General features: G+C 68.2%; 18 protein-coding genes and 1 other RNA gene. 10 read left to right on the top strand and 9 right to left on the bottom strand.

What is annotated here, in order from left to right:
* Positions 1-57 precede the first annotated feature (57 nt).
* The gene (gene pepP / locus OP498_RS03900) at positions 58-1395 is read right to left on the bottom strand and encodes a Xaa-Pro aminopeptidase (protein ID WP_280552623.1); all 1338 of its coding nucleotides are present in this window, start codon (positions 1393-1395) and stop codon (positions 58-60) included.
* A 36-nt stretch (positions 1396-1431) separates the two neighbouring features.
* Positions 1432-2010, bottom strand: coding sequence for a YecA family protein (locus tag OP498_RS03895; protein ID WP_280547177.1), 579 nt, complete (start codon positions 2008-2010; stop codon positions 1432-1434).
* A 162-nt stretch (positions 2011-2172) separates the two neighbouring features.
* On the opposite strand from OP498_RS03895, the gene OP498_RS03890 reads away from it, so the two are divergent.
* The 3 genes from OP498_RS03890 (at position 2173) to OP498_RS03880 (ending at position 3350) form a co-directional block, all read left to right on the top strand.
* Complete coding sequence (locus OP498_RS03890; RefSeq protein WP_280547178.1) at positions 2173-2472, top strand: cell division protein ZapA; 300 nt, start codon at positions 2173-2175, stop codon at positions 2470-2472.
* 51 nt (positions 2473-2523) lie between these two features.
* Positions 2524-2708, top strand: a non-coding RNA gene (ssrS, locus tag OP498_RS03885) — 6S RNA.
* 9 nt (positions 2709-2717) lie between these two features.
* Complete coding sequence (locus OP498_RS03880; protein WP_280552619.1) at positions 2718-3350, top strand: 5-formyltetrahydrofolate cyclo-ligase; 633 nt, start codon at positions 2718-2720, stop codon at positions 3348-3350.
* 403 nt (positions 3351-3753) lie between these two features.
* On the opposite strand, the gene ilvA is transcribed toward OP498_RS03880, so the two are convergent.
* The gene (ilvA, locus tag OP498_RS03875) at positions 3754-5268 is read right to left on the bottom strand and encodes a threonine ammonia-lyase, biosynthetic (protein ID WP_280552617.1); all 1515 of its coding nucleotides are present in this window, start codon (positions 5266-5268) and stop codon (positions 3754-3756) included.
* Between the two features lie 153 nt (positions 5269-5421).
* Here ilvA and rpiA point away from each other — a divergent pair, with 153 nt between their 5' ends.
* The gene (gene rpiA / locus OP498_RS03870; RefSeq protein WP_280552614.1) at positions 5422-6096 is read left to right on the top strand and encodes a ribose-5-phosphate isomerase RpiA; all 675 of its coding nucleotides are present in this window, start codon (positions 5422-5424) and stop codon (positions 6094-6096) included.
* Between the two features lie 21 nt (positions 6097-6117).
* Here rpiA and waaA read toward each other — a convergent pair whose 3' ends face one another.
* From waaA to OP498_RS03855, 3 genes are read right to left on the bottom strand one after another with little or no spacing between them, the layout of a single operon-like run.
* A complete protein-coding gene (gene waaA, locus OP498_RS03865; RefSeq protein WP_280552612.1) occupies positions 6118-7419 on the bottom strand; it encodes a lipid IV(A) 3-deoxy-D-manno-octulosonic acid transferase in 1302 nt (433 codons plus the stop codon).
* Positions 7419-8849 (bottom strand): bifunctional D-glycero-beta-D-manno-heptose-7-phosphate kinase/D-glycero-beta-D-manno-heptose 1-phosphate adenylyltransferase HldE, encoded by a 1431-nt coding sequence (gene hldE, locus OP498_RS03860; protein ID WP_280547185.1) that lies wholly within the window; start codon positions 8847-8849, stop codon positions 7419-7421. The genes waaA and hldE overlap by 1 nt, the downstream gene beginning before the upstream one ends.
* Positions 8839-9936, bottom strand: a complete 1098-nt coding sequence (locus OP498_RS03855) for a glycosyltransferase family 9 protein (protein WP_280547186.1) — start codon at positions 9934-9936, stop codon at positions 8839-8841. Before OP498_RS03855 ends, hldE begins: the two co-directional genes overlap by 11 nt.
* Between OP498_RS03855 and OP498_RS03850 the strand changes: the two genes are divergently transcribed.
* Positions 9935-10681, top strand: coding sequence for a 3-deoxy-D-manno-octulosonic acid kinase (locus OP498_RS03850; RefSeq protein WP_280547187.1), 747 nt, complete (start codon positions 9935-9937; stop codon positions 10679-10681). The genes OP498_RS03855 and OP498_RS03850 overlap by 2 nt on opposite strands.
* On the opposite strand, the gene OP498_RS03845 is transcribed toward OP498_RS03850, so the two are convergent.
* A complete protein-coding gene (locus OP498_RS03845) occupies positions 10651-11790 on the bottom strand; it encodes a glycosyltransferase family 4 protein (RefSeq protein WP_280547188.1) in 1140 nt (379 codons plus the stop codon). The genes OP498_RS03850 and OP498_RS03845 overlap by 31 nt on opposite strands.
* A gap of 44 nt (positions 11791-11834) precedes the next feature.
* Here OP498_RS03845 and OP498_RS03840 point away from each other — a divergent pair, with 44 nt between their 5' ends.
* The 3 genes from OP498_RS03840 to OP498_RS03830 all read left to right on the top strand — a co-directional run bounded on the left by OP498_RS03840 (position 11835) and on the right by OP498_RS03830 (position 15439).
* The gene (locus tag OP498_RS03840) at positions 11835-12935 is read left to right on the top strand and encodes a glycosyltransferase family 9 protein (protein ID WP_280547189.1); all 1101 of its coding nucleotides are present in this window, start codon (positions 11835-11837) and stop codon (positions 12933-12935) included.
* Positions 12932-13696, top strand: a complete 765-nt coding sequence (locus tag OP498_RS03835; protein ID WP_280547190.1) for a glycosyltransferase family 2 protein — start codon at positions 12932-12934, stop codon at positions 13694-13696. Before OP498_RS03840 ends, OP498_RS03835 begins: the two co-directional genes overlap by 4 nt.
* A gap of 66 nt (positions 13697-13762) precedes the next feature.
* The gene (locus tag OP498_RS03830; protein ID WP_280552610.1) at positions 13763-15439 is read left to right on the top strand and encodes a sulfatase-like hydrolase/transferase; all 1677 of its coding nucleotides are present in this window, start codon (positions 13763-13765) and stop codon (positions 15437-15439) included.
* On the opposite strand, the gene waaF is transcribed toward OP498_RS03830, so the two are convergent.
* Together waaF and rfaD are read right to left on the bottom strand one after the other, a co-directional pair.
* Positions 15436-16470, bottom strand: a complete 1035-nt coding sequence (waaF, locus tag OP498_RS03825; RefSeq protein ID WP_280552608.1) for a lipopolysaccharide heptosyltransferase II — start codon at positions 16468-16470, stop codon at positions 15436-15438. The genes OP498_RS03830 and waaF overlap by 4 nt on opposite strands.
* Positions 16463-17419, bottom strand: a complete 957-nt coding sequence (gene rfaD / locus OP498_RS03820) for an ADP-glyceromanno-heptose 6-epimerase (RefSeq protein WP_280547194.1) — start codon at positions 17417-17419, stop codon at positions 16463-16465. The genes waaF and rfaD overlap by 8 nt, the downstream gene beginning before the upstream one ends.
* Before the next feature lie 94 nt (positions 17420-17513).
* Between rfaD and glyQ the strand changes: the two genes are divergently transcribed.
* Together glyQ and glyS are read left to right on the top strand one after the other, a co-directional pair.
* The gene (glyQ, locus tag OP498_RS03815; RefSeq protein ID WP_280552606.1) at positions 17514-18473 is read left to right on the top strand and encodes a glycine--tRNA ligase subunit alpha; all 960 of its coding nucleotides are present in this window, start codon (positions 17514-17516) and stop codon (positions 18471-18473) included.
* Positions 18473-20539 (top strand): glycine--tRNA ligase subunit beta, encoded by a 2067-nt coding sequence (gene glyS, locus OP498_RS03810; protein WP_280547196.1) that lies wholly within the window; start codon positions 18473-18475, stop codon positions 20537-20539. Before glyQ ends, glyS begins: the two co-directional genes overlap by 1 nt.
* The last annotated feature ends 75 nt before the right edge of the window (positions 20540-20614 follow it).

Here is a 20614-nt window from a genome sequence, read left to right as displayed (position 1 = left end):
CTCTTTTATTTCATAACGTACATTACATAAAGGCATTTCCGAGCGCTCCTCGGCTGGTCAATTCCTGTCCATCAGGGCTTCGATATCCGCCACCCGCTTGGGTACCTCCGCGGTCAGCACCTCGTGGCCGTCGGGAGTCACCGCCACGTCATCCTCGATGCGGATGCCGATACCACGGAAGGCCACCGGCAGGTCGGCGGCGGCGGGCACGTAGAGGCCGGGTTCCACGGTGAGCACCATGCCGGGCCGCAGGGTGCGGGGCTGGCCCTCGAGGCGGTAGGCCCCCACGTCATGCACGTCGAGCCCCAGCCAGTGGGAGGTCGAGTGCAGGTAGAAGCGCTTGTAGCTGCCATCGTCGATGCGCGCCTCGACGTCGCCCTCCAGCAGCCCGAGCTCGATGAGACCGGCGGTGAGGTCGTGCACCACGCCCTCGTGGATCGTCGCCAAGGTGACGCCGGGGCAGACCGCGGCGACGGCGCGCTCCTGGGCGGCCAGCACCACCTCGTAGAGGGCCCGCTGGGCCTCGGAGAAGCGGCCGTTGACCGGGAAAGTTCGGGTGATGTCGCCGGCATAGAGGTCGAACTCGGCGCCGGCATCGATCAGCACCAGCGCGCCATCCTCCAGGGGATCATGGTTCTCGATGTAGTGCAGCACACAGGCATTGAGGCCGCCACCGACGATGCTGGCGTAGGCCGGGCCGCTGCCGCCCTGCCAGCGGAACTCGTGCTCGAGCTCGGCCTGCAGCTGTCGCTCCATGAGTCCCGGGCGAGCGGTGCGCATGGCCCGCACATGGGCCCGGGCGGAGATCGCCCCGGCATGGCGCATCAGCGCCAGCTCCGCCTCGCTCTTGCACAGGCGCTGCTCGTGGATCCGTTCGCTGACGTCGGCGAAGGCCGAGGGCGCCACCGCCCCGCGGCGAGCGCGGCCGGCCAGCTCACCGCGCACCTCCTCGGCGAGCGCCAGGGCCTCGGCATCGCCCAGCGGCAGGTAGAGGGCATGACGCCCGTCGAGCAGCTCGGCCAGCCGCGCCTCGCGCTCGGCATTCTCGAAGGCCTGGTCGATGCCATGTTCGCGCACGGCGCCCTCGGCGCCCAGGCGGATGCCCGTCCAGGCCTCCAGCGTCGGGTCGCGGTCCTGGCAGAACAGCACGCTCTCGCCGGCCTCGCGGCCCGGCAGCAGCAGCAGCAGGGCCTCCGGTTCGGGAAACCCGGTCAGGTAGTGGAAGTCGCTGTCCTGGCGGAAGGGGAACTCGCTGTCCCGCGAGCGGGTGACCAGCGCCGCACCGGGCAGCAACACGGCGCTGTCGGCGGGCAGCCGATCCATCAGCGCCCGGCGGCGGGCACGGTACTCGTCATGGGTGATCGGGGCGGGGCGGGGCAGGATCTCGGGGTGCATCACGGCTCCTGGATGGGTGGGGTTCTGTGGCCGGCCTCAGTGGTGGGTGGGCGCGTCGACCTGCTCGACCTGGGGCTTGCCGGGATGCTGCTCGGTGTAGAGCAACATCGCGGCCATGCGCGCGTGCTCGGTGAGGGCGAAGAGGTCGTTCTCGTTCTCCGGGCTGTCCTCGATATCGGTCTCGATGCCCGTCAGGCCCTCGAGGTCCTCCAGGGCCTCGCGCAGGGCCGGCGACCAGGCTCCGCGCGGCGCCTCGCCGGCATCGGCCACCACCTCGAGGAAGCCCAGCGTCCACTCCTGCAGGCCCAGGGCGCGCTCGGCCAGGGAGAAGAGCTCGTCCGGGAGCAGGGGCTCGAAGTTGAGCTCGGCGGCGGAGAGGGCCTCGAGGGTCTGGCGGCGCCAGCCCAGCAGCCGCTCGGCACTGGGCTCGTCGCGGGGCTGGTCGACCCCGAGGCTCAGGCAGACCTCTTCCAGCCAGGCCTCGGGGGTCAGGTCATGCAGCGCAAGCTCGGCGCAGAGGCGTCCGTCGAGGAAGGCCGGCGACTGCATGCTCCCGTGGAGCAGGAAGGTGTCGGCAATGGTCGAGAAGTCCTGGCGTTCGTTGATCAGTGACATGGCAAGATCCGCTGGTGGGGGCCGCCGGGCGCGTTGACCGCCCGCAAACGGCTCTCTTATAGTGACTGGCATTCAAACTGTGGCCTCGATGTTAACGCATCGGCTCCCCAAGACGCGCACCCGGTGTGCGATCCCTTCCCCTGGCCCTTTCCGGAGCCTGCCATGACCGAGCCCAAGCGGCCCACCACCGAGATCACCCTCCTGGAGCGCAGCTATGCCATCGCCTGCCCGCCGGAGGAGCAGGACAAGCTCGAGCGGGCTGCCCGCTACCTCGACCGCGCCATGCAGGGCATCCACTCCCGGGGGCGAGTGATCGACCGCGAGAAGATCGCCATCATGGCGGCCCTCAACATCGCCCATGAGCTGCTCGAGGCCCTGGATGACCATCGGGCCGGCGAGCAGAGCCTCAACGAGCTCAATGCCCGCCTCGAGAAGGCGCTGGACGCCATGCCCGAGCGCTGAGACGGCGCAATCATCCCTTTGGCCCCGCCCGTGCCTCTGGTAGGATGACGGTGTTCCCTGGGGTGTTTGCCAGTCGTTATCGTCCCTCGAGCCTATGCGCAGTACCCAGGGGGCCAAATGCTAGCCGGACCCGTGTGCATGTCCGTGCGTCGGAAAGCCTGACGGTTCGGCTGCGGCCACCCACCTTGAACCACTGGGTTCAAGGGCCAGAACGACAGCGGCACTCTGGGGAACCCTCATCCGACATGACCCACATGCAGGATACCGCCGCCGCCCCCCTGACCGACGACCCCCGTCGCCGGCTAAGACGTGAATTGCGCCTCCGTCGACGCGAACTGAGCGCCGAGGCCCGCCGTGACGCCACCGAACGCCTCTGCCGACAGCTGCGAGCGCTGCCCGACATCCAGCGTGCCCGTCGCGTGGCCCTCTACCTGCCCAATGACGGCGAGATCGACCCCACCCCGCTGATTCCCTGGTTCGAGCGCCGCGGCACCCGCGTCCACTTGCCGGTCCTCAAGCCGCTCTCCCGCAACCAGCTATGGTTCGTGCACTACCATTCGGGAACGCCCATGGTGGCCAACCGCTTCGGCATTCCAGAGCCCGAGGCCCGCCACGGGGCGCATCGCGCGCGGCGCACCCCGGCCTGGGCCCTCGATGTGATCCTGCTACCGCTGGTGGGCTTCGACGACCGAGGTCAGCGCATGGGCATGGGCGGCGGCTTCTATGACCGCACCCTGGCCTTCACCCGCCGCCCGGGGCCACGCCCGCGCCTGATCGGCCTGGCCCACGACTGCCAGCGGGTCGAGCGCCTCCCCGCCGCCCCCTGGGACGTGCCGCTAGACGCCATCGTCAGCGATGCCCGGGTGATACGCCCCTGAGGGTCCCTCCTGCACGAACGACGACGGCCGATGCATCTGCATCGGCCGTCGTCATCAGGCGGTTCCGGTCGTGGTGCTCTCCACCCGGCTTGCGGGGGCGTCAACCGCCCGCCAGCGCCTGGGCATAGCCGGTCGCCACGACCCCGATGCCGAAGACCAGCACCAGGGCCATGACCAGATCGGGCTTGCGCTTCATTGTTGACTCCGTGGGAGACAGGACCGCGAGGGTCGTTGTGAATGTTGTTATCGGGTCACCGCAAGGGTGCGGTGACGCCGAAACTATAGGGCCTGATGCCTGCGTATGACAACCGCCACACTTAGGGTTTTACATTTCTAAACACTCGAGAGCGCCAGGCTGCACGGTGAGTCAGCGCTCACTCGGCATATCGAGGATTGCCCGTCGTCAGGCCATGAAGAGCCGATAGGCCGGGTTGTCGCTCTCCTTCCAGTAGCGATAGCCGATATCGTCGAAGTACTCCTCGACGTGGGTGCGGTCGCCGTTGGGCACCTGCATGCCCACCAGCACCCGGCCATAGGCGGCCCCATGGTTGCGGTAGTGGAACAGCGAGATGTTCCAGTCGTGGGGCAGGTGGGTGAGGAAGTTCATCAGCGCCCCGGGGCGCTCCGGGAACTCGAAGCGGTAGACCTCCTCGTCGAAATGCTCCTTCGGCCGGCCGCCCCCCAGGTGGCGGATATGCAGCTTGGCCAGTTCGTTGTCGGTGAGGTCCTCCACGGGATAGCCGGCGCCGCGCAGCTTGTCGATCACGGCCTGGCGGTCCTCGCCACCGGGCTTCACCTGGACGCCAACGAAGATGTGGGCCTTTTCGGGGTCCGCGTAGCGGTAGTTGAACTCGGTGACCATCCGCTTGCCGATGGTGCGACAGAACTTCTTGAAGCTGCCAGGCTTCTCGGGGATGGTCACGGCGAGGATCGCCTCGCGCTGCTCGCCCAGTTCGGTGCGCTCGGCGATGTGCTGCAGGCGGTCGAAGTTGGTGTTGGCCCCGGAGTTGATACAGACCAGCGTCTGGTGCTCGGCCCCGGTCTGCTGGATGTACTTCTTGAGGCCCGCCAGCGAGAGCGCCCCGGAGGTCTCGGAGACCGCCCGGGTATCCTCGAAGATGTCCTTCACCGCGGCACACATCTCGTCGGTATTGACGGTGATGACGTCGTCGATCAGGTCACGAATGATCGAGAAGGGCACCTCGCCGACCTGCGCCACGGCCACGCCCTCGGCGAAGACCCCGACCTGGTCCAGCACCACGCGCTCTCCGGCGGCCAGCGCCGCCTTGAGGCAGGCGCTGTCCTCGGACTCCACCCCGATCACCTTGATCTCGGGCCGCAGGTACTTGATGTAGGCGGCCATGCCGGCGATCAGGCCGCCGCCCCCCACCGGCACGAAGATGGCGTCGATCGGCCCGCCATGCTGGCGCAGGATCTCCACGGCGATGGTGCCCTGGCCGGCGATGACATCGATATCGTCGAAGGGCGGGATATAGGTGTAGCCGTGCTCGGCGAGCAGCTCCTGGGCATGCGCCGCCGCCTCGGCGAAGGCATCGCCCTTGAGCACCACCTTGGCGCCCCGCGCCCGCACTGCCTGGACCTTGATCTCCGGCGTGATGCGGGGCATCACGATCACCGCCTTGACGCCCATCAGCTTGGCCGCCATCGCCAGCCCCTGGGCATGGTTGCCCGCCGAGGCGGCAATCACGCCCTGGGCCTTCTGCGCCTCGCTGAGCTGGGCCATCTTGTTGTAGGCGCCACGGATCTTGAAGGAGTAGACCGGCTGAAGGTCCTCGCGCTTGATCAGGATCTGATTGTTGAAACGGCGGGAGAGGAAGAGGGCCGGGGAGATGGGAGTTTCCCGAGCGGCCTCGTAGACCCGGGCCTGGAGAATCTTCTTGACGGTAGCTTCGAGCATCCTGATATCCCAGAAGTGACGCGAGGGGCACCGTGACTGGTGCCGCGAGGAGCCCTTATTGGTAGCATTGCGGCGGCCATGGCGTCCAGCACCCGCCGCCGGCATCGCCTATAATGGCGCGGCATTCGCCATCCACCCGACAGCGAGCACGACATGACCCAGGACGAACTCAAGGACGCCGTGGCCGCCGCCGCCATCGAAGAGATCCGCCCCCGCCTCGCAGGCGACACCCTCCTCGGCATCGGCACCGGCTCCACCACGAACCGCTTCATCGACCGGCTGGCGGCCCTGCGCCATGACTTCCGCGGTGCCGTGGCCAGCTCCGAGGCCAGCGCCGAGCGCCTTCGCGGCCACGGCATCGAGGTCTTCGAGCTCAACGAGGCCGGCAGCGTGCCCTTCTACATCGACGGCGCCGACGAAGTGAACGCTCACCTGCACATGATCAAGGGGGGCGGTGCGGCCCTGACCCGGGAAAAGGTCGTCGCCGCCTGCGCCGAGCGCTTCATCTGCATCGCCGACGCCTCCAAGAGGGTCGAGCGGCTAGGCCACTACCCGCTACCGGTGGAGGTGATCCCCATGGCCCGCTCCTACGTGGCCCGGGAGCTGGTCAAGCTGGGTGCTGATCCGGTCTATCGCCAGGGGGTGGTCACCGACAACGGCAACCAGATCATCGACTGCTTCGAGTTCATGATCGACGACCCGGAGGCCATGGAGGCACGGCTCAATGCCATCGTCGGCGTGGTCACCAACGGCCTGTTCGCGGCCCGCGGTGCCGATGTGCTGCTGCTGGGCACCGCACAGGGTGTGGAGCGCCTGCTGCCCGCCTGACGCGCATGACGAAGTGAGCACTCACTCCGACCGCATGAGCCTTTCCAGGCCGGCCAGGGTGCGCGCCAGGGCGCCCCGATTGGCCGCGACCACGTCGCGGCCGGCCTCGGCGAGGCGCTGTCGCGCCTCCTGGTCACCGAACAGGCGCAGCAGCTCGGCGGCCAGCGTCTCGGCATCCTCGACTTCCACCAGGGCGCCGGCCCCGCGCATCGCCTCGGCCACGTCCTCGAAGTTGGCCAACGCCGGCCCGGTGAGCACGGGGGTGCCCACGGCAGCCGGCTCCAGCAGGTTATGGCCGCCGATCGGCACCAGGCTGCCGCCGACGAAAGCCAGGTCGGCCGCGCCATAGAGCGCCAGCAGTTCGCCCATGGTATCCCCCAGGTAGACCGCCGTGTCGTCCCGGGGCCACTCGTCGCGTGAGCGGCGCGCCAGCGTCAGGCCCGCCTGGCGGCACAGCGCGGCGACGGCGTCGAAACGCCGGGGATGGCGGGGCACCAGGACCAGCAACGCAGCCGGCAGCCGCTCGCGCAGGCGAGCATGGGCGGCCAGCAGCTGCTCGTCCTCGCCGGGGTGGGTAGAGCCGGCCACCCAGACCGGCCGACTGCCCAGCCGAGTGCGCAAGCGCTCACTCACCTCCCGAGCCTCGTCGCCGTTGCCGATATCGAACTTCAGCGAGCCCACCACCGTGGTGCGTGCCGGCGCCATGCCCAGCTCAATGAAGCGCCGGGCATCGGCCTCGGACTTGGCCGCCAGCCAGGCCACATGGCTCAGGGCCTCCTCCATCAGGGGGCGCAGGCGGCGATAACCCCGGAAAGCACGGGACGAGAGGCGGCCATTGACCATCGCCACCGGCACGTCGGCCCGGTCGCAGGCGGCCAGCAGGTTGGGCCAGAGTTCGGTCTCGAAGAAGATGGCAAGCTCGGGGCGTAAGCGGGCGACGAAGCGACGGGCCGCCCCGGGGAAGTCCAGCGGCACGAAGTGATGGCTCACTTCGGCTCCGGCCCCTGAAGCCTGGCGATTCCCTGCCAGCGCCAGCACCCGTTCCGCCCCGGTGGCGGTCATGGTGGTGACGACCAGGCGGTGACCGGGCCAGCGCTGCCCGAGCGCCTCGATCAAGGGCCGGGCGGCCTGCACCTCGCCCACCGAGGCGCAGTGCAGCCAGAGGGTGCGCTCGCCCTCGCCGGCGGGCGGGATCAGGCCCAGCCGCTCGCGACGCGCCCGTCCGGGCAGCTGCTCGCGCCAGACGCGTCGCCAGATCAGCGGCGCGAGGAGGTAGAGGGCCGCCGCATAGCCCCGACGGACCCAGGGGCGTGGCGCCGACATCAGGTCTCGCGATCGAGGATGGTGGAGATCATTGCCGTGGTGGAGACGCCATCCTCGAAGCCCAGTACCCTGACCTCGCCACCCGCCTCGCGGACGGCCGCACCGCCGGCGATCTCCTCGGGGCGATAGTCACCGCCCTTGACCAGCACGTCTGGCAGCACCGCCTCGATCAGCCGCTGGGGGGTGTCCTCGCCAAAGGGCACCACCCAATCGACGGCGCCCAGGCCGGCCAGCACCTGCATGCGCCGCGCCAGGGGATTGATGGGCCGCTTGGGACCCTTGAGGCGGCCGATGGAGGCATCGTCGTTGATCGCTACCACCAGCCGGTCACCGAGCCGGCGCGCCTGCTCCAGGTAGGCGACGTGGCCGGCATGCAGGATGTCGAAGCAGCCGTTGGTCATCACCACCCGCTCGCCGCGAGCCTGGGCGGCACGCACCGCCTCGATCAGCGCCGGCTCCTCGATCACCCCGAACTCGGCCAGCTTGTCGCCATGCAGGGCGGTATAGAGCTCGGCAATGGACAGGGTTGCGGTGCCGGGCTTGGCCACCACCAGGCCGGCGGCCAGGTTGGCCAGGGTCATCGCCTCGGCGAAGCCGTGCCCGGCCGCCAGCGCCAGGCCCAGCACGCCGATCACGGTGTCGCCCGCCCCGGTGACGTCGAAGACCTCGCGGGCCCGGGTGGGCAGGTTCAGTGGCTCGTGCCCCTCACGAATCAGCGTCATCCCTTTCTCGCTGCGGGTGATCAGCAGCGCCTCGAGTTCCAGCTCGGCGCGCAGCGCCTCGCCCCTGGTGGCGAGCTCGCCGTCGTCCCGGCAGTGTCCCACCACGGCCTCGAACTCGCCCAGGTTGGGGGTGATCACGCTGGCTCCGCGGTAGCGGCGAAAGTCGCTGCCCTTGGGATCCACCAGCACCCGCTTGCCGGTGGCCTTGACCAGCCGGATCAGCGCCTCGACCCGGTTGAGGGTCCCCTTGCCGTAGTCGGAGAGGATCACCAGGTCGCAGTCGGGCAGGGCCGCCTCGACCCGTGCCAGCAGCCCGGAGGTGTCGACGTCGCCGAGGCCCTCCTCGAAGTCCAGGCGGATCAGCTGCTGGTTGCGGCTCATCACCCGCAGCTTGGTGATGGTGGGAATGCCGGGGCTACGGTCGAAGTGAGTGCTCACTCCGGCATCCTCCAGCCGGGAGGCCAGCCGATCGGCATTGTCGTCGTCGCCCACCAGGCCGGCCAGGGCGGCATGGGCGCCCAGGGAGGCGATGTTGAGAGCCACGTTGGCGGCACCCCCCGGGCGGTCCTCGGCCTCGTCGACCCGCACCACCGGCACCGGTGCCTCCGGGGAGATGCGCGAGGTGCCGCCATGCCAGTAGCGGTCGAGCATGACATCGCCCACCACCAGCAGGCGGGAGCGCTCCAGGGCGGTCAGGTCAAGCTTCATCGGGGGACTCCGTGTCCTGTGGGGTCTCGGATTGGGCCAGCACTGCCTCGAGGCGGTCGATCACGTCCTCGGCACGAATCAGCGACATGGCGTCGGGGTGACGGACCCGCTGGCCCCAGGGGAGTTCCGCAGGCTCCTTGTGCAGGAAGGTGCGAACGGCCTCCGCGTAGCGATTCACAGCAAATTCCCGCCATAGGTAGGGCCCCGTCCTATCCACATTCGATGTAGCATAAAGCCCGACGACGGGGGTTCCGAGGGCATTGGCCATGTGCACGGGCCCCGTGTCGGGAGCGATCACCAACCGAGCGCTGCGAATCAATGCCAGCAGGCCCTTGAGCGAAGTCTGGCCAATAGCATCAGTCACTACCTCCGGGGGACAGAGGGCCTGGATGCGCTCTCCGAGCTGGCGCTCCTGGGTGCTGCCACCACCGGTGAGCACCGTCTTCAAGCCCTGCTGGCGCCAGGCATGCTCGATCACCGCCGCATAGCCCTCGGCGGACCAGTTGCGAAAATTGCGCAGACGTATGCTGCTGCAGGGATTGATCATCACATAGGGTGTCTCGCCGGTGATGTCTGAGGCCTCCTCGACAGCAGCCTCGGGTACCGGCAGGTCCCAGGCCAGCGAGAGGTCCTCGACGCCCAGCAAGCGGGCGAAGTCCAGAAAGGACTCCAGCACATGGGCTCGGGGATGCGGCGCCAGGTGGCGCTGGGTGAACCAGTGCTGGGCATCCTTGGCACGGGCCTTGTCATAGCCCACCCGTACACCAACCTTGAGCCCCAGGGAGAGCACGCTGGCCCGCAGCGCCTGCTGCATGTGCAGCAGCACGTCGAAGCGGGTATCGGCCAGCTCGCGCCACAGGGCGCGCATGCCGGCGAGCCCCGTCGCCTTGTCATAGACGACGAACTCGACCCCGGAGAGGCCCGCCAGTAGACTGTGCTCGCCCTTGCCGATGATCCAGGTGAGCCTCGCCTCGGGCCACTGGCGCTGCAGGGCGCGCACCGTCGGCACCAGGTTACAGACATCGCCCAGGGCGGAGAGCCGCAGTACACAGATATGCTGGGGTCGGGCGGGCAGAGGATGCTTCATGCGGTTGGCAACGTATCGAGCGGGAAAGATTTTCATTCTATATGATGCGGACAGTTTATGTGACGCCGACCGGGCGTCACAAACGGCGCCGCCCATCCCCCCACGCGGCTTCGATCCCGCCTACTGGCGCGACGCCGGCTGGGTCATCGGCGAGGCCCCGGGGCGCGGGGCCAGCCTCTTCCTGGATGCCAGCCCCTTCGCGGCGGGAGCCCAGTGGGTGCTCAGGCCCTATCGTCGCGGCGGCCTCATCGCCCGGTTCAGCGACGACCGCTACCTGTGGACCGGCCTGGAGCGGACTCGCGCCTTTCGCGAGTGTCGCCTGACTGCCGACCTGCATGCGCGCGGCCTGCCCGTCCCTCGGCCGGTCGCCGCTCGGGTGACCCGCCATGGCCTCACCTACGACGCCGCCCTGATCACCGAGCGCATCCCCGGCGCCCGCGCCCTGGCAGACCTCCTGCAGCGGGGCGATGCCGACACCACGTTGCTGGCGCGCGTCGGCACCACCATCCGGCGCTTCCATGATGCCGGCCTCGATCACGTCGACCTCAACGCCCGCAACCTGTTGGTCGACCCGCAGGGCAAGGTATGGCTGATCGACCTCGACCGCTGCCGGCTGCGCCCCAAGGGCACCTGGCAGGCGGGCAACCTGGCGCGTCTCGAACGCTCGCTGGTGAAGTTCGGTGCCCCCGGAGCCATGGCGTCCATCCGCGAAGCCTATGGCACATCCGCCAAGGCGTCGGCATAAGCCTCCACCAGGCCCTGCACGTGGGTCGCCAGGGTGAAGTGAGCATTCACTTTCTCTCGAGCCCCCTCCCCCAGGCGATGCCTCAGCGCGGCGTCCCCGGCCAGCTCCCCCATGGCGTCACGCCAGGCCAGGGGATCATCGGGGGCGGCAAGGCGACCCGTCGCGCCGTCGATGAGCTCGGGAATGGCCCCGCTGTCGGCACCGACCACGGCCTTGCCGGCGGCCATCGCCTCGATCACCGTCAGGCCGAAGGCCTCGTTGCGCGACGGCACGCAGACGATGTCCAGGGCCTCGAACAGCCTCGGCAGGTCCGCCCGGAAGCCGGCGAAGGTCAGCCGCTCGCCCACGCCGAGCTCGGCTACGCGGTCGCGCAGCTCGGCCACGAAGGCCTCGCTGCTGCCCTCTGCGGCGGTCAGCCCGCCGATGAGCACCCCGTGCCAGGCCAGCGCCGGATAGCGCTCGGAGAGCCCGCCCAGCGCCTCGATCCAGATGCCCTGACCCTTGCCCGGCGTCAGCCGGCCTGCCAGGCCTATCGCCACCGCCCCCGGCGGGATACCGAGCGCGTCGCGCAGCGCCTGTCGCTCGGTCTCGGTGAGGTGCGGCACATAGGGTGCCGGGTCGATGCCCAGGTAGAGCCGGCGGATGCGCCCAGGCGGCAACGGGAAGGCCGCCAGGTTGCGTTGCCGCGTCGTCTCGCTGATGGAAAAGAGGCGCGTTACCTTGCCGTAGGCCCAGCGGTGGTAGGGATCCTTCTTGGGACGCGTGACCCCCATGTGGTCGGTGAAGAAGAGTCGCAGCGAGGGACGCAGGGTCACCAGCAGGGCTGCCAGGCGCAGATCGCTGGACTTGTGACAATGCACCATGCGGATATCATGGTGCTTCAGATAACGCAGGATTCTGGGCGCCGCCAGGAGGGCCCGGCCCCGGGAGGGCACCGTCAAGGGCGTGACGCCCGACTCCTCGATGCTGGCCGCCACCCGGGAACCGGCCAGCACCAGGCCATGGGCCTCCCACCCCTGTCGCCTCAGCTCGGGTATAATGCGCGACGGATACATTTCCAGTCCGCCCCAGCCGTTCGAGAGGCAGATATGCATGACCTTTCGGGACACGAAGGTCTCCTTCATTGCGGTTGCGGGGCTCGGGAGCCCGGATGATGACACTTCGCCCTGCCGGCGGTGACGGCGACCGCCCTCACCTGCTGGTGGTTCGCAACGACAAGCTCGGGGACTTCATGCTCGCCTGGCCGGCCCTGGCCTGCCTCAAGGCCGTCGATGCAGCGCCCCATGTCAGCGTGCTGGTTCCCGCCTACACCGCGCCGCTGGCCAGGCAGTGCCCCTGGATCGACGAGGTGCTGATCGACCCCGGTGACGCCGGCGGCCGAGCGGGGCGCCGGACGCTGCTGCAGCGCCTGCGCGAGGCGCGATTCGACGCCCTGCTGACGCTCTTCTCCACCCCGCGCATCGGCTGGCTGGGCTGGCGGGCCGGCATTCCCCTGCGCCTCGCCCCGGCCACCAAGTGGGCGCAGCTATTCTACAACCGCCGAGTCACCCAGCGCAGGTCGCGCTCCGAGAAGCCGGAGTACCTCTACAACATGGAGCTGGCCGAGACCCTGCTGGCGGAACTCGGGCTCGCTGTGCCGGCACGCCCCGAGCCGCCCTACTGGCCACTTCCCGAGGGGACTCGCGCGGCGCAGCGGGAGCGTATTGCCGATGAGCTGGGGCTGGACGGCTCGCGACCCTGGCTCTTCCTGCATCCCGGCAGCGGCGGCTCGGCCGTGAACCTCACCCTCGAGCGCTATGCGACCCTGGTACAGGGCGTGGAAGCGCGACTGGCTGAGGCGAGTCGCCCCGCCCCGGCCTGGGTGCTCACCGCCGGCCCGGGCGAGGAGGCCGCGGCCGACAGACTCCGCGAGCGCCTGGTCGGCGAAGGAGTCACGGCAGGCCTGCTGCCGCCCCGCCGCGGGCTCGATGACTTCGCCCTCAGCCTGTCGGCCGCCGACCTGTTCATCGCCGGCTCCACCGGCCCCCTGCACATCGCCGGCTGCCTGGACCGCCCCACCGTGGGCTTCTATCCGTCCCGTCGCTCGGCCACCCCGCTGCGCTGGCAGACCTGCAATGCCGAGGCCCACCGGCTGGCCTTCTGCCCGCCACCCGGGGCCGGTGAGCGCGACATGGACAGCATCGACCTGAAGGCGGCAGCGAACCACATCGCCGACCACCTTCGCTACTTCCCGACCCGCGAGACGAGCCAATGACGCCGATCACCGGAATCATCATTACCCTCGATGAGGCGGAGAACATTACCGACTGCATCGCCTCGCTGACGCCCGTCTGTGACGAGATCATCATCGTGGACTCGGGCAGCCGCGACGACACCGTGGCGATCGCCGAGCGCAAGGGGGCCGCCGTCATCCATCAGCCCTACCTCGGCGACGGCCCTCAGAAGGCCTTCGCCGTGCCCCGGGCGCGCAACGACTGGATCCTCGCCCTGGATGCCGATGAACGACTCGAAGATGATGCAATCACGGCTATTCACGGCTTGTCTCTAGATGATGCTTCGGTGGCATACAGTTTCAACCGCCGCAACTTCTGCGGCAAACACTGGATCAAGGCAGCCGGTTTCTACCCTGACAAGGTCGTCAGACTTTATAACCGCAAGACCTCAGGTTACCTTCCCAAGAAGGCTCACTCCGCGGTTCAGACTCCAAAAGTGAAACATACGGATGCCCATATCCGTCACTTCACTTATGAAAACCTCACCCACTGGATTCAACGCATAAACCAGCTATCCACCCGGGATGCCTGGGCCATGAAAGATCGTGGCCTCAGCCCCTCCGTCTCACGGCCGGCTCTACACGCCGCAAGCGCAGCCTTTCGCAAACTAATAATGAAAGGTGGTATCTTCCAGGGCGCCGATGGCTTAACCGTTGCCATGACCACGGCATTTCATGCTTACATGAAATACGCGAAGCTCAACGAACTGTATGAAGAGGAAGGCCATACAGACAAGTCATGATGGTTGCCCTCCTATCAATCAACATGAGTTGGTAAGCTGGTCGAATAGCCAAACGCCGGTCAGGTCATGAAGCCTCCCAATACCCTCACCCACCTCCGCCATCCCCGCTGGTGGGCCCTGCTCGTCATCGGTTTGTGGCTGGGGTTTGCCGTAGCCGCGCTGCCCCGCATTCCGCTTTGGAGCATGGTGCCAATCACCGGCGGATGGCTGTTGCTGGCCCGCTGCTGGCGCTGGGGCGCGCCACGGACTTCCCGGCCCGTGCGCAGGGTCTGGCCCTGGTCGCTGTTCCCGATCGCCCTCTGGGGGCTCTACGTCTTCCTGGCCAACAGCTTCGGCAAGGTCGATCTCGGGGCGGTATTCTTCCACCTCCAGGCCGGCATGGAAGAGCATGGCGGCAGTGAGCGCATCATTGCCGCCATCCTCTACACCCTGAGCATGGTCCTGCTGCTGGCCTCCTTCACCTGGCTGGTGCGGGTCGACCATCGCTGGCGGCTGACGGAACGCCTGCTGGCCCTGGCCCTGCTGGCAGGCAACCCCATGCTCTATGGCATCGGTCAACGCGGCGTAGCCATCGTCACCGACGATGGCGCCTGGCTGGACCGTCAGTATGTCGAGCCGGTCATCCTCGACGCCCCTCGCGACCCGCCCAACCTGCTGCTGCTCTACCTGGAGAGCCTCGAGCGCACCTACACCGACCGGGAGCGCTTCGGGGAGGCCTATGCCCACCTGGAGGCCCTGGGCGAGAAGGCCGTGGTCTTCGAGGGGGTCCGCCAGGTCGACAACACCGGCTGGACCATGGCCGGCATGATCGCCAGCCAGTGCGGCACGCCACTGATGCCAGCCGGCCTGCTGCATGACAGCCAGTTCGAACCCCTCGGCAAGGTGGTGCCGGGCGTCGACTGCCTGGGCGACCTGCTCGCCGACAAGGGCTACGCCCTCTCCTACATGGGCGGGGCCAGCACCCGTTTCGCCGGCAAGGGGGTCTTCTACCGGGACCACGGCTTCGACAGGGTCCTGGGGCGGGAGGAGCTGGAACCACGGCTCGAGAAGCCCGATTATGTGAATAGCTGGGGGCTGTACGACGATACGCTCTACGAGCTCACCGTCGAGGAAATCCGCCGGCTGGAACGCCAGGACGGCCCCTGGGGACTGGTCAACCTGAGCATCACCGGCCATGCCCCCCATGGCTACCCGGCGCGCGACTGCCGGGAGCGCCAGGGCGAGTTCGACGGCGTGGACATCCTCTATTCGGTGGAGTGCTCGGCCTGGCTGGCCCGTCGGCTGGTCGAGCGGCTCGAGGATGAAGGCCTGCTGGAGAACACCTTGGTGGTGGTCGCCAGCGACCACCTGACCATGCGCGTCTCCGCCTGGGAACAGCTGGTCGCCGGGGAGCGGGACAATACCTTCATGCTGCTGGGGGAACAGCTCGAGCCGCGCCGGCTCGAGGTCGAGGCTTCGACCATGGATCTCCTGCCCACGATGCTCGAGGCCATGGGCTTCGTCATCGACTGGCATCGCGCGGGGCTGGGGGTGTCGCTGCTCTCCGCCGAGCCGACCCTGGTCGAGGAACACGGGCTGGATACCTTCAATGCCCGCCTGAGGGAGGAGACGGCCCTCCAGGAGCGCCTGTGGGAAGGCCTGGCGCCGCCGCAGGGCCCACCGCCGCCCCCGGAGCCGGTCGTCGAACAGGTCGTCGAGACCCCCGAGGACCAGGCGCCGGAGGCACCCGAGGAGTTGCCCTAGCTCGCCAGCATCGCCTGCAGGATTCGCTCGGGCATGAGCTGCTTCAGGCAGTTGGTATGGCCCAGCGGGCAGGTGCGCTGGTAACAGGGCGAGCAGTCGAGGCCGAGATAGTGCACCTCGGCATTCTCGGTCAAGGGTGGCGTATAGGCCGGCGATGAGGAGCCGTAGATGGCCTGTACCCGGGCCCCTACCGCGGCCGCCACGTGCATCAGCCCGGAGTCGTTGGTCACCACCTGCTGGCAGTCACCGAGCAGGTCGACGGCATCCGCCAGCCGCGTCCTGCCGCACAGGTTGTGGGTGTGGGGAAGCGCATCGGCGATCACCTCGCCGGCCTCCACGTCCTTGGGACCTCCCAGCACGCGGACCTCGAACCCCTCCACCACCAGCGATCTCGCCAGCTCCCGGAAATAGGCGAGCGGCCACTGCTTGGCGGGACCATATTCGGCCCCCGGCATCATGCCGATGGCCGGGCGCGACGAGAGCCCCAGTTCGACACGGCGCTCGACCAGGTTCTCGGTGTCCAGGCGCAGCCGGGGCCGGGGTATCAGAAAGTCGCCCCGGTCGGCCTCCTCCACGGGAAGCCCCAGGGCCACGAAGCGCTTGACGGTCTGGTCCAGTACCGCCTTGTCGAGCCGCCTGCGGTCATTGAGCAGCCACAGCCGCTGCTCGCCGGTGAAGCCGGTCCGCCGCGGGATACGCGCCAGGAAGGGCACCAGCGCCGACTTCCAGGAGCGCGGCAGCACGATGGCATGGTCGAAGCGCCCCTGCAGGGAGCGGGCGAGATGCCGCCGGGTGGCCAGGCCGAACTGGCCATGCCCCACCTCGAGGCTGGCCACCTCGTCGACCTCGTCCATCCGCTCGAGGATCGGCCGCGACCAGGCGGGGGCCACCACGGTGATCCGGCTGCCCGGCTGCCTCGCCTTCAGGGTCTTGAAGAGGCTCTGCGCCATGACCATGTCGCCGACCCAGGAAGGCCCGACCACCAGGATGCGAGGCTCTCGAGGGGCCGGCACCTGCAGGGCCTCAGCCATTCAGCCACTCCAGGTACTCGCGCACCCCCTGGGCCACGGTACGGAACTCGCCATCGTAGCCGGCCTCGCGCAGGCGGCTGATGTCGGCGCGCGTATAGCTCTGGTAGCGACCCTTGAGTTCCTCGGGGAAGTCGATGTACTCGATCCTGCCGCGGCCATAGTAGTCGACCACGGTCTCGCCGATGGCCTTGAAGGGCTCGGCGCGGCCGGTGCCCAGGTTGAAGATGCCGGAGGCCTCGGGGTGGTCCAGGAACCAGAGGTTGACGTCCACCACGTCGCCCACATAGACGAAGTCGCGGCTCTGCATGCCGGCCTCATAGCCCTCCCAGGCACCGAACAGCTTCACGTTCTGGCCGGCGCTGATCTGGGTATGGTGATGGTAGGCGACGCTGGCCATCTTGCCCTTGTGCTGTTCCCGAGGGCCGTAGACATTGAAGTAGCGGAAGCCCACCACCTGGCTGGTGAAGTCGTCGTGGCGGGCACGCACGTACTGGTCGAACAGCAGCTTGGAGTAGCCGTAGACGTTGAGCGGCTTCTCGTGCTCCGGGGCCTCGAAGAACACCTCGCTGCCCCCGTAGGTGGCCGCCGAGGAGGCGTAGAGGAAGGGTATGCCCTCGCGCTGGCAGAAGTGCAGCAGCACCTTGGAGTACTCGAAGTTGTTCTCGAGCATGAAGCGACCGTCCCACTCGGTGGTATCCGAGCAGGCGCCTTCGTGGAAGATGGCCTCGATGGGCGGCAGGTGCGACTCCTCGCCATTCAGCGCCGCCTTCACCCGGGTGAGGAAGTCATCCTTGTCCAGATAGTCGCCGAGGGTGCAGTCGGCGAGGTTCACGAACTTGGTACCATCGCTGAGGTCATCGACCACCAGCACATCGTCGCGGCCGCGGGCATTGAGTGCCTTGACCAGATTCGAGCCGATGAAGCCGGCCCCGCCTGTTACTACGATCATGGGAATCCTCTCGTCTCCGGGCCTGCGCCTATAACCGATCTTCCGGTGATTGTATACTTGACGGCTCGTGAATTCATGGCCAACGGTGCTCCCAATGACTCTCTCGACACCCCCGTCGACGCCAGACGTGACAACCTTCCAGGGCCTGATCCTCGCCCTGCAGCAGTACTGGGCCGAGCAGGGCTGCGTGATCCTCCAGCCCCTGGACATGGAGGTGGGCGCCGGCACCTTCCACACCGCCACCTTCCTGCGCTCCATCGGCCCCGAGACCTGGAACGCGGCCTACGTGCAGCCTTCCCGCCGCCCCACCGATGGCCGCTACGGCGAGAATCCCAACCGCCTGCAGCATTACTACCAGTTCCAGGTCGTCATGAAGCCCTCCCCCTCCGACCTGCAGGAACTCTACCTGGGGTCTCTCAAGCACCTGGGGCTCGACCCGCTGGTCCATGACATCCGCTTCGTCGAGGACAACTGGGAGTCCCCCACCCTCGGTGCCTGGGGCCTGGGCTGGGAGGTGTGGCTCAACGGCATGGAGGTGACCCAGTTCACCTACTTCCAGCAGGCCGGCGGCCTGGAGTGCTACCCGGTCACCGGCGAGCTCACCTACGGCCTGGAGCGGATCGCCATGTACCTGCAGGATGTCGACAGCGTCTACGACCTGGTATGGGCGGTGGCACCGGATGGCAGCCGCGTCACCTACGGCGACGTCTACCTGCAGAACGAGCGCGAGCAGTCGGCCTACAACTTCGAGCACGCTGACGTCGACTTCCTCTTCGCCTCCTTCGACCACCAGGAGCGCGAGTGCACCAAGCTGCTGGATGCCAGCCTGCCGCTGCCCGCCTACGAACAGGTGCTCAAGGCATCGCACACCTTCAACCTGCTGGATGCCCGTCACGCCATCTCGGTGACCGAACGCCAGCGCTACATCCTGCGCGTGCGCACCATGGCCCGTGACGTGGCCCAGGCCTACTTTGACTCGCGCAAGGCCGCCGGCTTCCCGCTGGCCCCCGAGGCCTTGCGCCGCGAACTGCTTGCCGAACAGGGAGACGTTTGATGGCTGCCAATACCCTACTGGTCGAACTGGGCGTCGAGGAGCTGCCACCGGCCGCCATCGATGAGCTTTCCGACGCCCTTGCCGAGGGCATCCGCCGGGGTCTCGTCGAGGCCGACATCGACTTCGGCGAGGTCCTCGCCCATGGCGGCCCGCGACGCCTGGCCGTCCAGGTGCGCGAACTGGCCGACAAGCAACCCGACCGCGAGGTCGAGCGTCGTGGCCCGGCCCTGGCTGCCGCCTTCAAGGAGGGCCAGCCGACACGAGCCGCCGAGGGCTTCGCCCGCTCCTGCGGCGTCGGTGTCGAGGCACTGATCCATCTGGAGACCGACAAGGGCACCTGGCTCGGTTACCGCGAGCAGCAACAGGGCGAGACCACCACGGCCCTGCTCCCCGCCATCGTCGAGAAGGCCATCGGCGCCCTGCCGGTGCCCAAGAACATGCGCTGGGGGGCCTCCCGGGTGGAGTTCTCCCGCCCCGTCCACTGGCTGGTCATGCTCTACGGTAGCGAGGTCGTCAAGGCGAGCGCCCTGGGCCTGCAGGCAGGACGCACCACCCGCGGCCACCGCTTTCACGCGCCGGCGCCCATCGAGCTGGCCCACGCCGAGGACTACCTCGGCGCCCTGGAACACGCCTGGGTGCTGGCCGACCGCGACAAGCGCCGCGAGCGCATCCGCGAACAGGTGCTGGCCGAGGCCGAGGTCCAGGACGCCACGGCCGTGATCGACGAGGCACTTCTCGTCGAGGTCAGCGGCCTGGTGGAGTGGCCCGTGGCGCTGACCGGCAGCTTCGACGAGCGCTTCCTCGAGGTGCCCGCCGAATGCCTGATCTCATCCATGAAGGCCAACCAGAAATACTTCCACCTGCTCGACCACGAGGGTTGCCTCAAGCCACTGTTCATCACCATCGCCAACATCGACAGCCACCAGCCGGAGCAGGTCATTCAGGGCAACGAGAAGGTGATCCGTCCGCGCCTGGCCGATGCCGCCTTCTTCTACGACACCGATCGCCGCCGCCCGCTGGCGGACCGGGCCCCGGAGCTGGCCGGCGTGGTCTTCCAGAAGCGGCTCGGCACTCTGGCCGACAAGGCGCATCGCAGCGCCGCCGTTGCGGCCTTCATCGCCGGTCGCATCGACGGTGACGTAGCCAAGGCACGACGCGCTGCGGAGCTCGGAAAGTGCGATCTGGTCACCGAGATGGTCCTCGAATTTCCTGAGCTCCAGGGCATCATGGGCCACTACTATGCGGTCAACGACGGGGAGGCCACCGAGGTGGCCCAGGCCCTCGAAGAGCAGTACCTGCCCCGCTTCGCCAGCGATGCGATCCCCCGGACCCGCACCGGCCTGGCCCTGGCGCTGGCCGATCGTCTTGATACCCTGACCGGCATCTTCGGTATCGGCCAGCGCCCCAGCGGTACCAAGGACCCCTTCGCCCTGCGTCGCGCCGCCATCGGCGTGATCAACATCCTGGTCAAGGGCAAGCTGGCCCTCGACCTGCGGGAGTTGCTGGAGCTTGCCGCGGCGCAGCACCAGGAACTGCCCTACGCCGAGGGGCTAGTGGACGAAGTGCTCACCTACATGCTCGACCGCTTCCGCGCCTGGGCACGCGACGAGGGTATCGATACCGAGGTCTACCTCGCCGTGCGTGCCCGTCCGGTGACCCAGCCCCTCGACTTCGCGCGTCGCCTGCGCGCCGTCCAGGGCTTCTCTCGCCGCGAGGAGGCCGCGGCCCTGGCCGCCGCCAACAAGCGGGTCTCCAACATCCTCACCAAGCAGCAGCACGACGGCACCACCGAGGTCGAAGCCGGCCTGCTCCAGGAGACCGCCGAGAAGGCCCTCTACGACGCCCTGGCGTCGCATCGTCAGGCGGTGATGCCACTCTTCGCCGAGGCTCGCTACAGCGAGGCACTGGACTCCCTGGCTGGCCTGCGGGAGCCGGTGGACACCTTCTTCGACCAGGTCATGGTCATGGCCGAGGAGCCTGCCGTGCGCCGCAACCGCCTGGCCCTGCTCGCCGGCCTCCAGGCCCTCTTCCTGGAGGTGGCGGATATCGCCCTGCTCCAGCAGTAACAAGAGCTCCAGGTGACACCGAGGCCGGCGAGCAATCGCCGGCCTTTTTCATGGCCGGATGGCGCTGTTTCACGT

The organism is Halomonas sp. 25-S5 (genome assembly GCF_029889845.1).
Lineage (GTDB): Bacteria > Pseudomonadota > Gammaproteobacteria > Pseudomonadales > Halomonadaceae > Halomonas.
Note: the sequence above shows the minus strand (reverse complement) of the source record. Positions and strands in the feature narration are given on the sequence as shown.

Coding starts and splice junctions, on each gene's coding strand:
- OP498_RS03880 (WP_280552619.1), top strand. CDS start 2,718: ATGACCCACATGCAGGATACCGCCGCCGCCCCCCTGACCGACGACCCC.
- OP498_RS03895 (WP_280547177.1), bottom strand. CDS start 2,010: ATGTCACTGATCAACGAACGCCAGGACTTCTCGACCATTGCCGACACC.
- waaF (WP_280552608.1), bottom strand. CDS start 16,470: ATGGCTGAGGCCCTGCAGGTGCCGGCCCCTCGAGAGCCTCGCATCCTG.
- glyQ (WP_280552606.1), top strand. CDS start 17,514: ATGACTCTCTCGACACCCCCGTCGACGCCAGACGTGACAACCTTCCAG.
- ilvA (WP_280552617.1), bottom strand. CDS start 5,268: ATGCTCGAAGCTACCGTCAAGAAGATTCTCCAGGCCCGGGTCTACGAG.
- OP498_RS03855 (WP_280547186.1), bottom strand. CDS start 9,936: ATGAAGCATCCTCTGCCCGCCCGACCCCAGCATATCTGTGTACTGCGG.
- pepP (WP_280552623.1), bottom strand. CDS start 1,395: ATGCACCCCGAGATCCTGCCCCGCCCCGCCCCGATCACCCATGACGAG.
- OP498_RS03830 (WP_280552610.1), top strand. CDS start 13,763: ATGAAGCCTCCCAATACCCTCACCCACCTCCGCCATCCCCGCTGGTGG.
- OP498_RS03850 (WP_280547187.1), top strand. CDS start 9,935: ATGCGGTTGGCAACGTATCGAGCGGGAAAGATTTTCATTCTATATGAT.
- OP498_RS03835 (WP_280547190.1), top strand. CDS start 12,932: ATGACGCCGATCACCGGAATCATCATTACCCTCGATGAGGCGGAGAAC.
- OP498_RS03840 (WP_280547189.1), top strand. CDS start 11,835: ATGACACTTCGCCCTGCCGGCGGTGACGGCGACCGCCCTCACCTGCTG.
- rpiA (WP_280552614.1), top strand. CDS start 5,422: ATGACCCAGGACGAACTCAAGGACGCCGTGGCCGCCGCCGCCATCGAA.
- OP498_RS03890 (WP_280547178.1), top strand. CDS start 2,173: ATGACCGAGCCCAAGCGGCCCACCACCGAGATCACCCTCCTGGAGCGC.
- glyS (WP_280547196.1), top strand. CDS start 18,473: ATGGCTGCCAATACCCTACTGGTCGAACTGGGCGTCGAGGAGCTGCCA.
- rfaD (WP_280547194.1), bottom strand. CDS start 17,419: ATGATCGTAGTAACAGGCGGGGCCGGCTTCATCGGCTCGAATCTGGTC.
- hldE (WP_280547185.1), bottom strand. CDS start 8,849: ATGAAGCTTGACCTGACCGCCCTGGAGCGCTCCCGCCTGCTGGTGGTG.
- waaA (WP_280552612.1), bottom strand. CDS start 7,419: ATGTCGGCGCCACGCCCCTGGGTCCGTCGGGGCTATGCGGCGGCCCTC.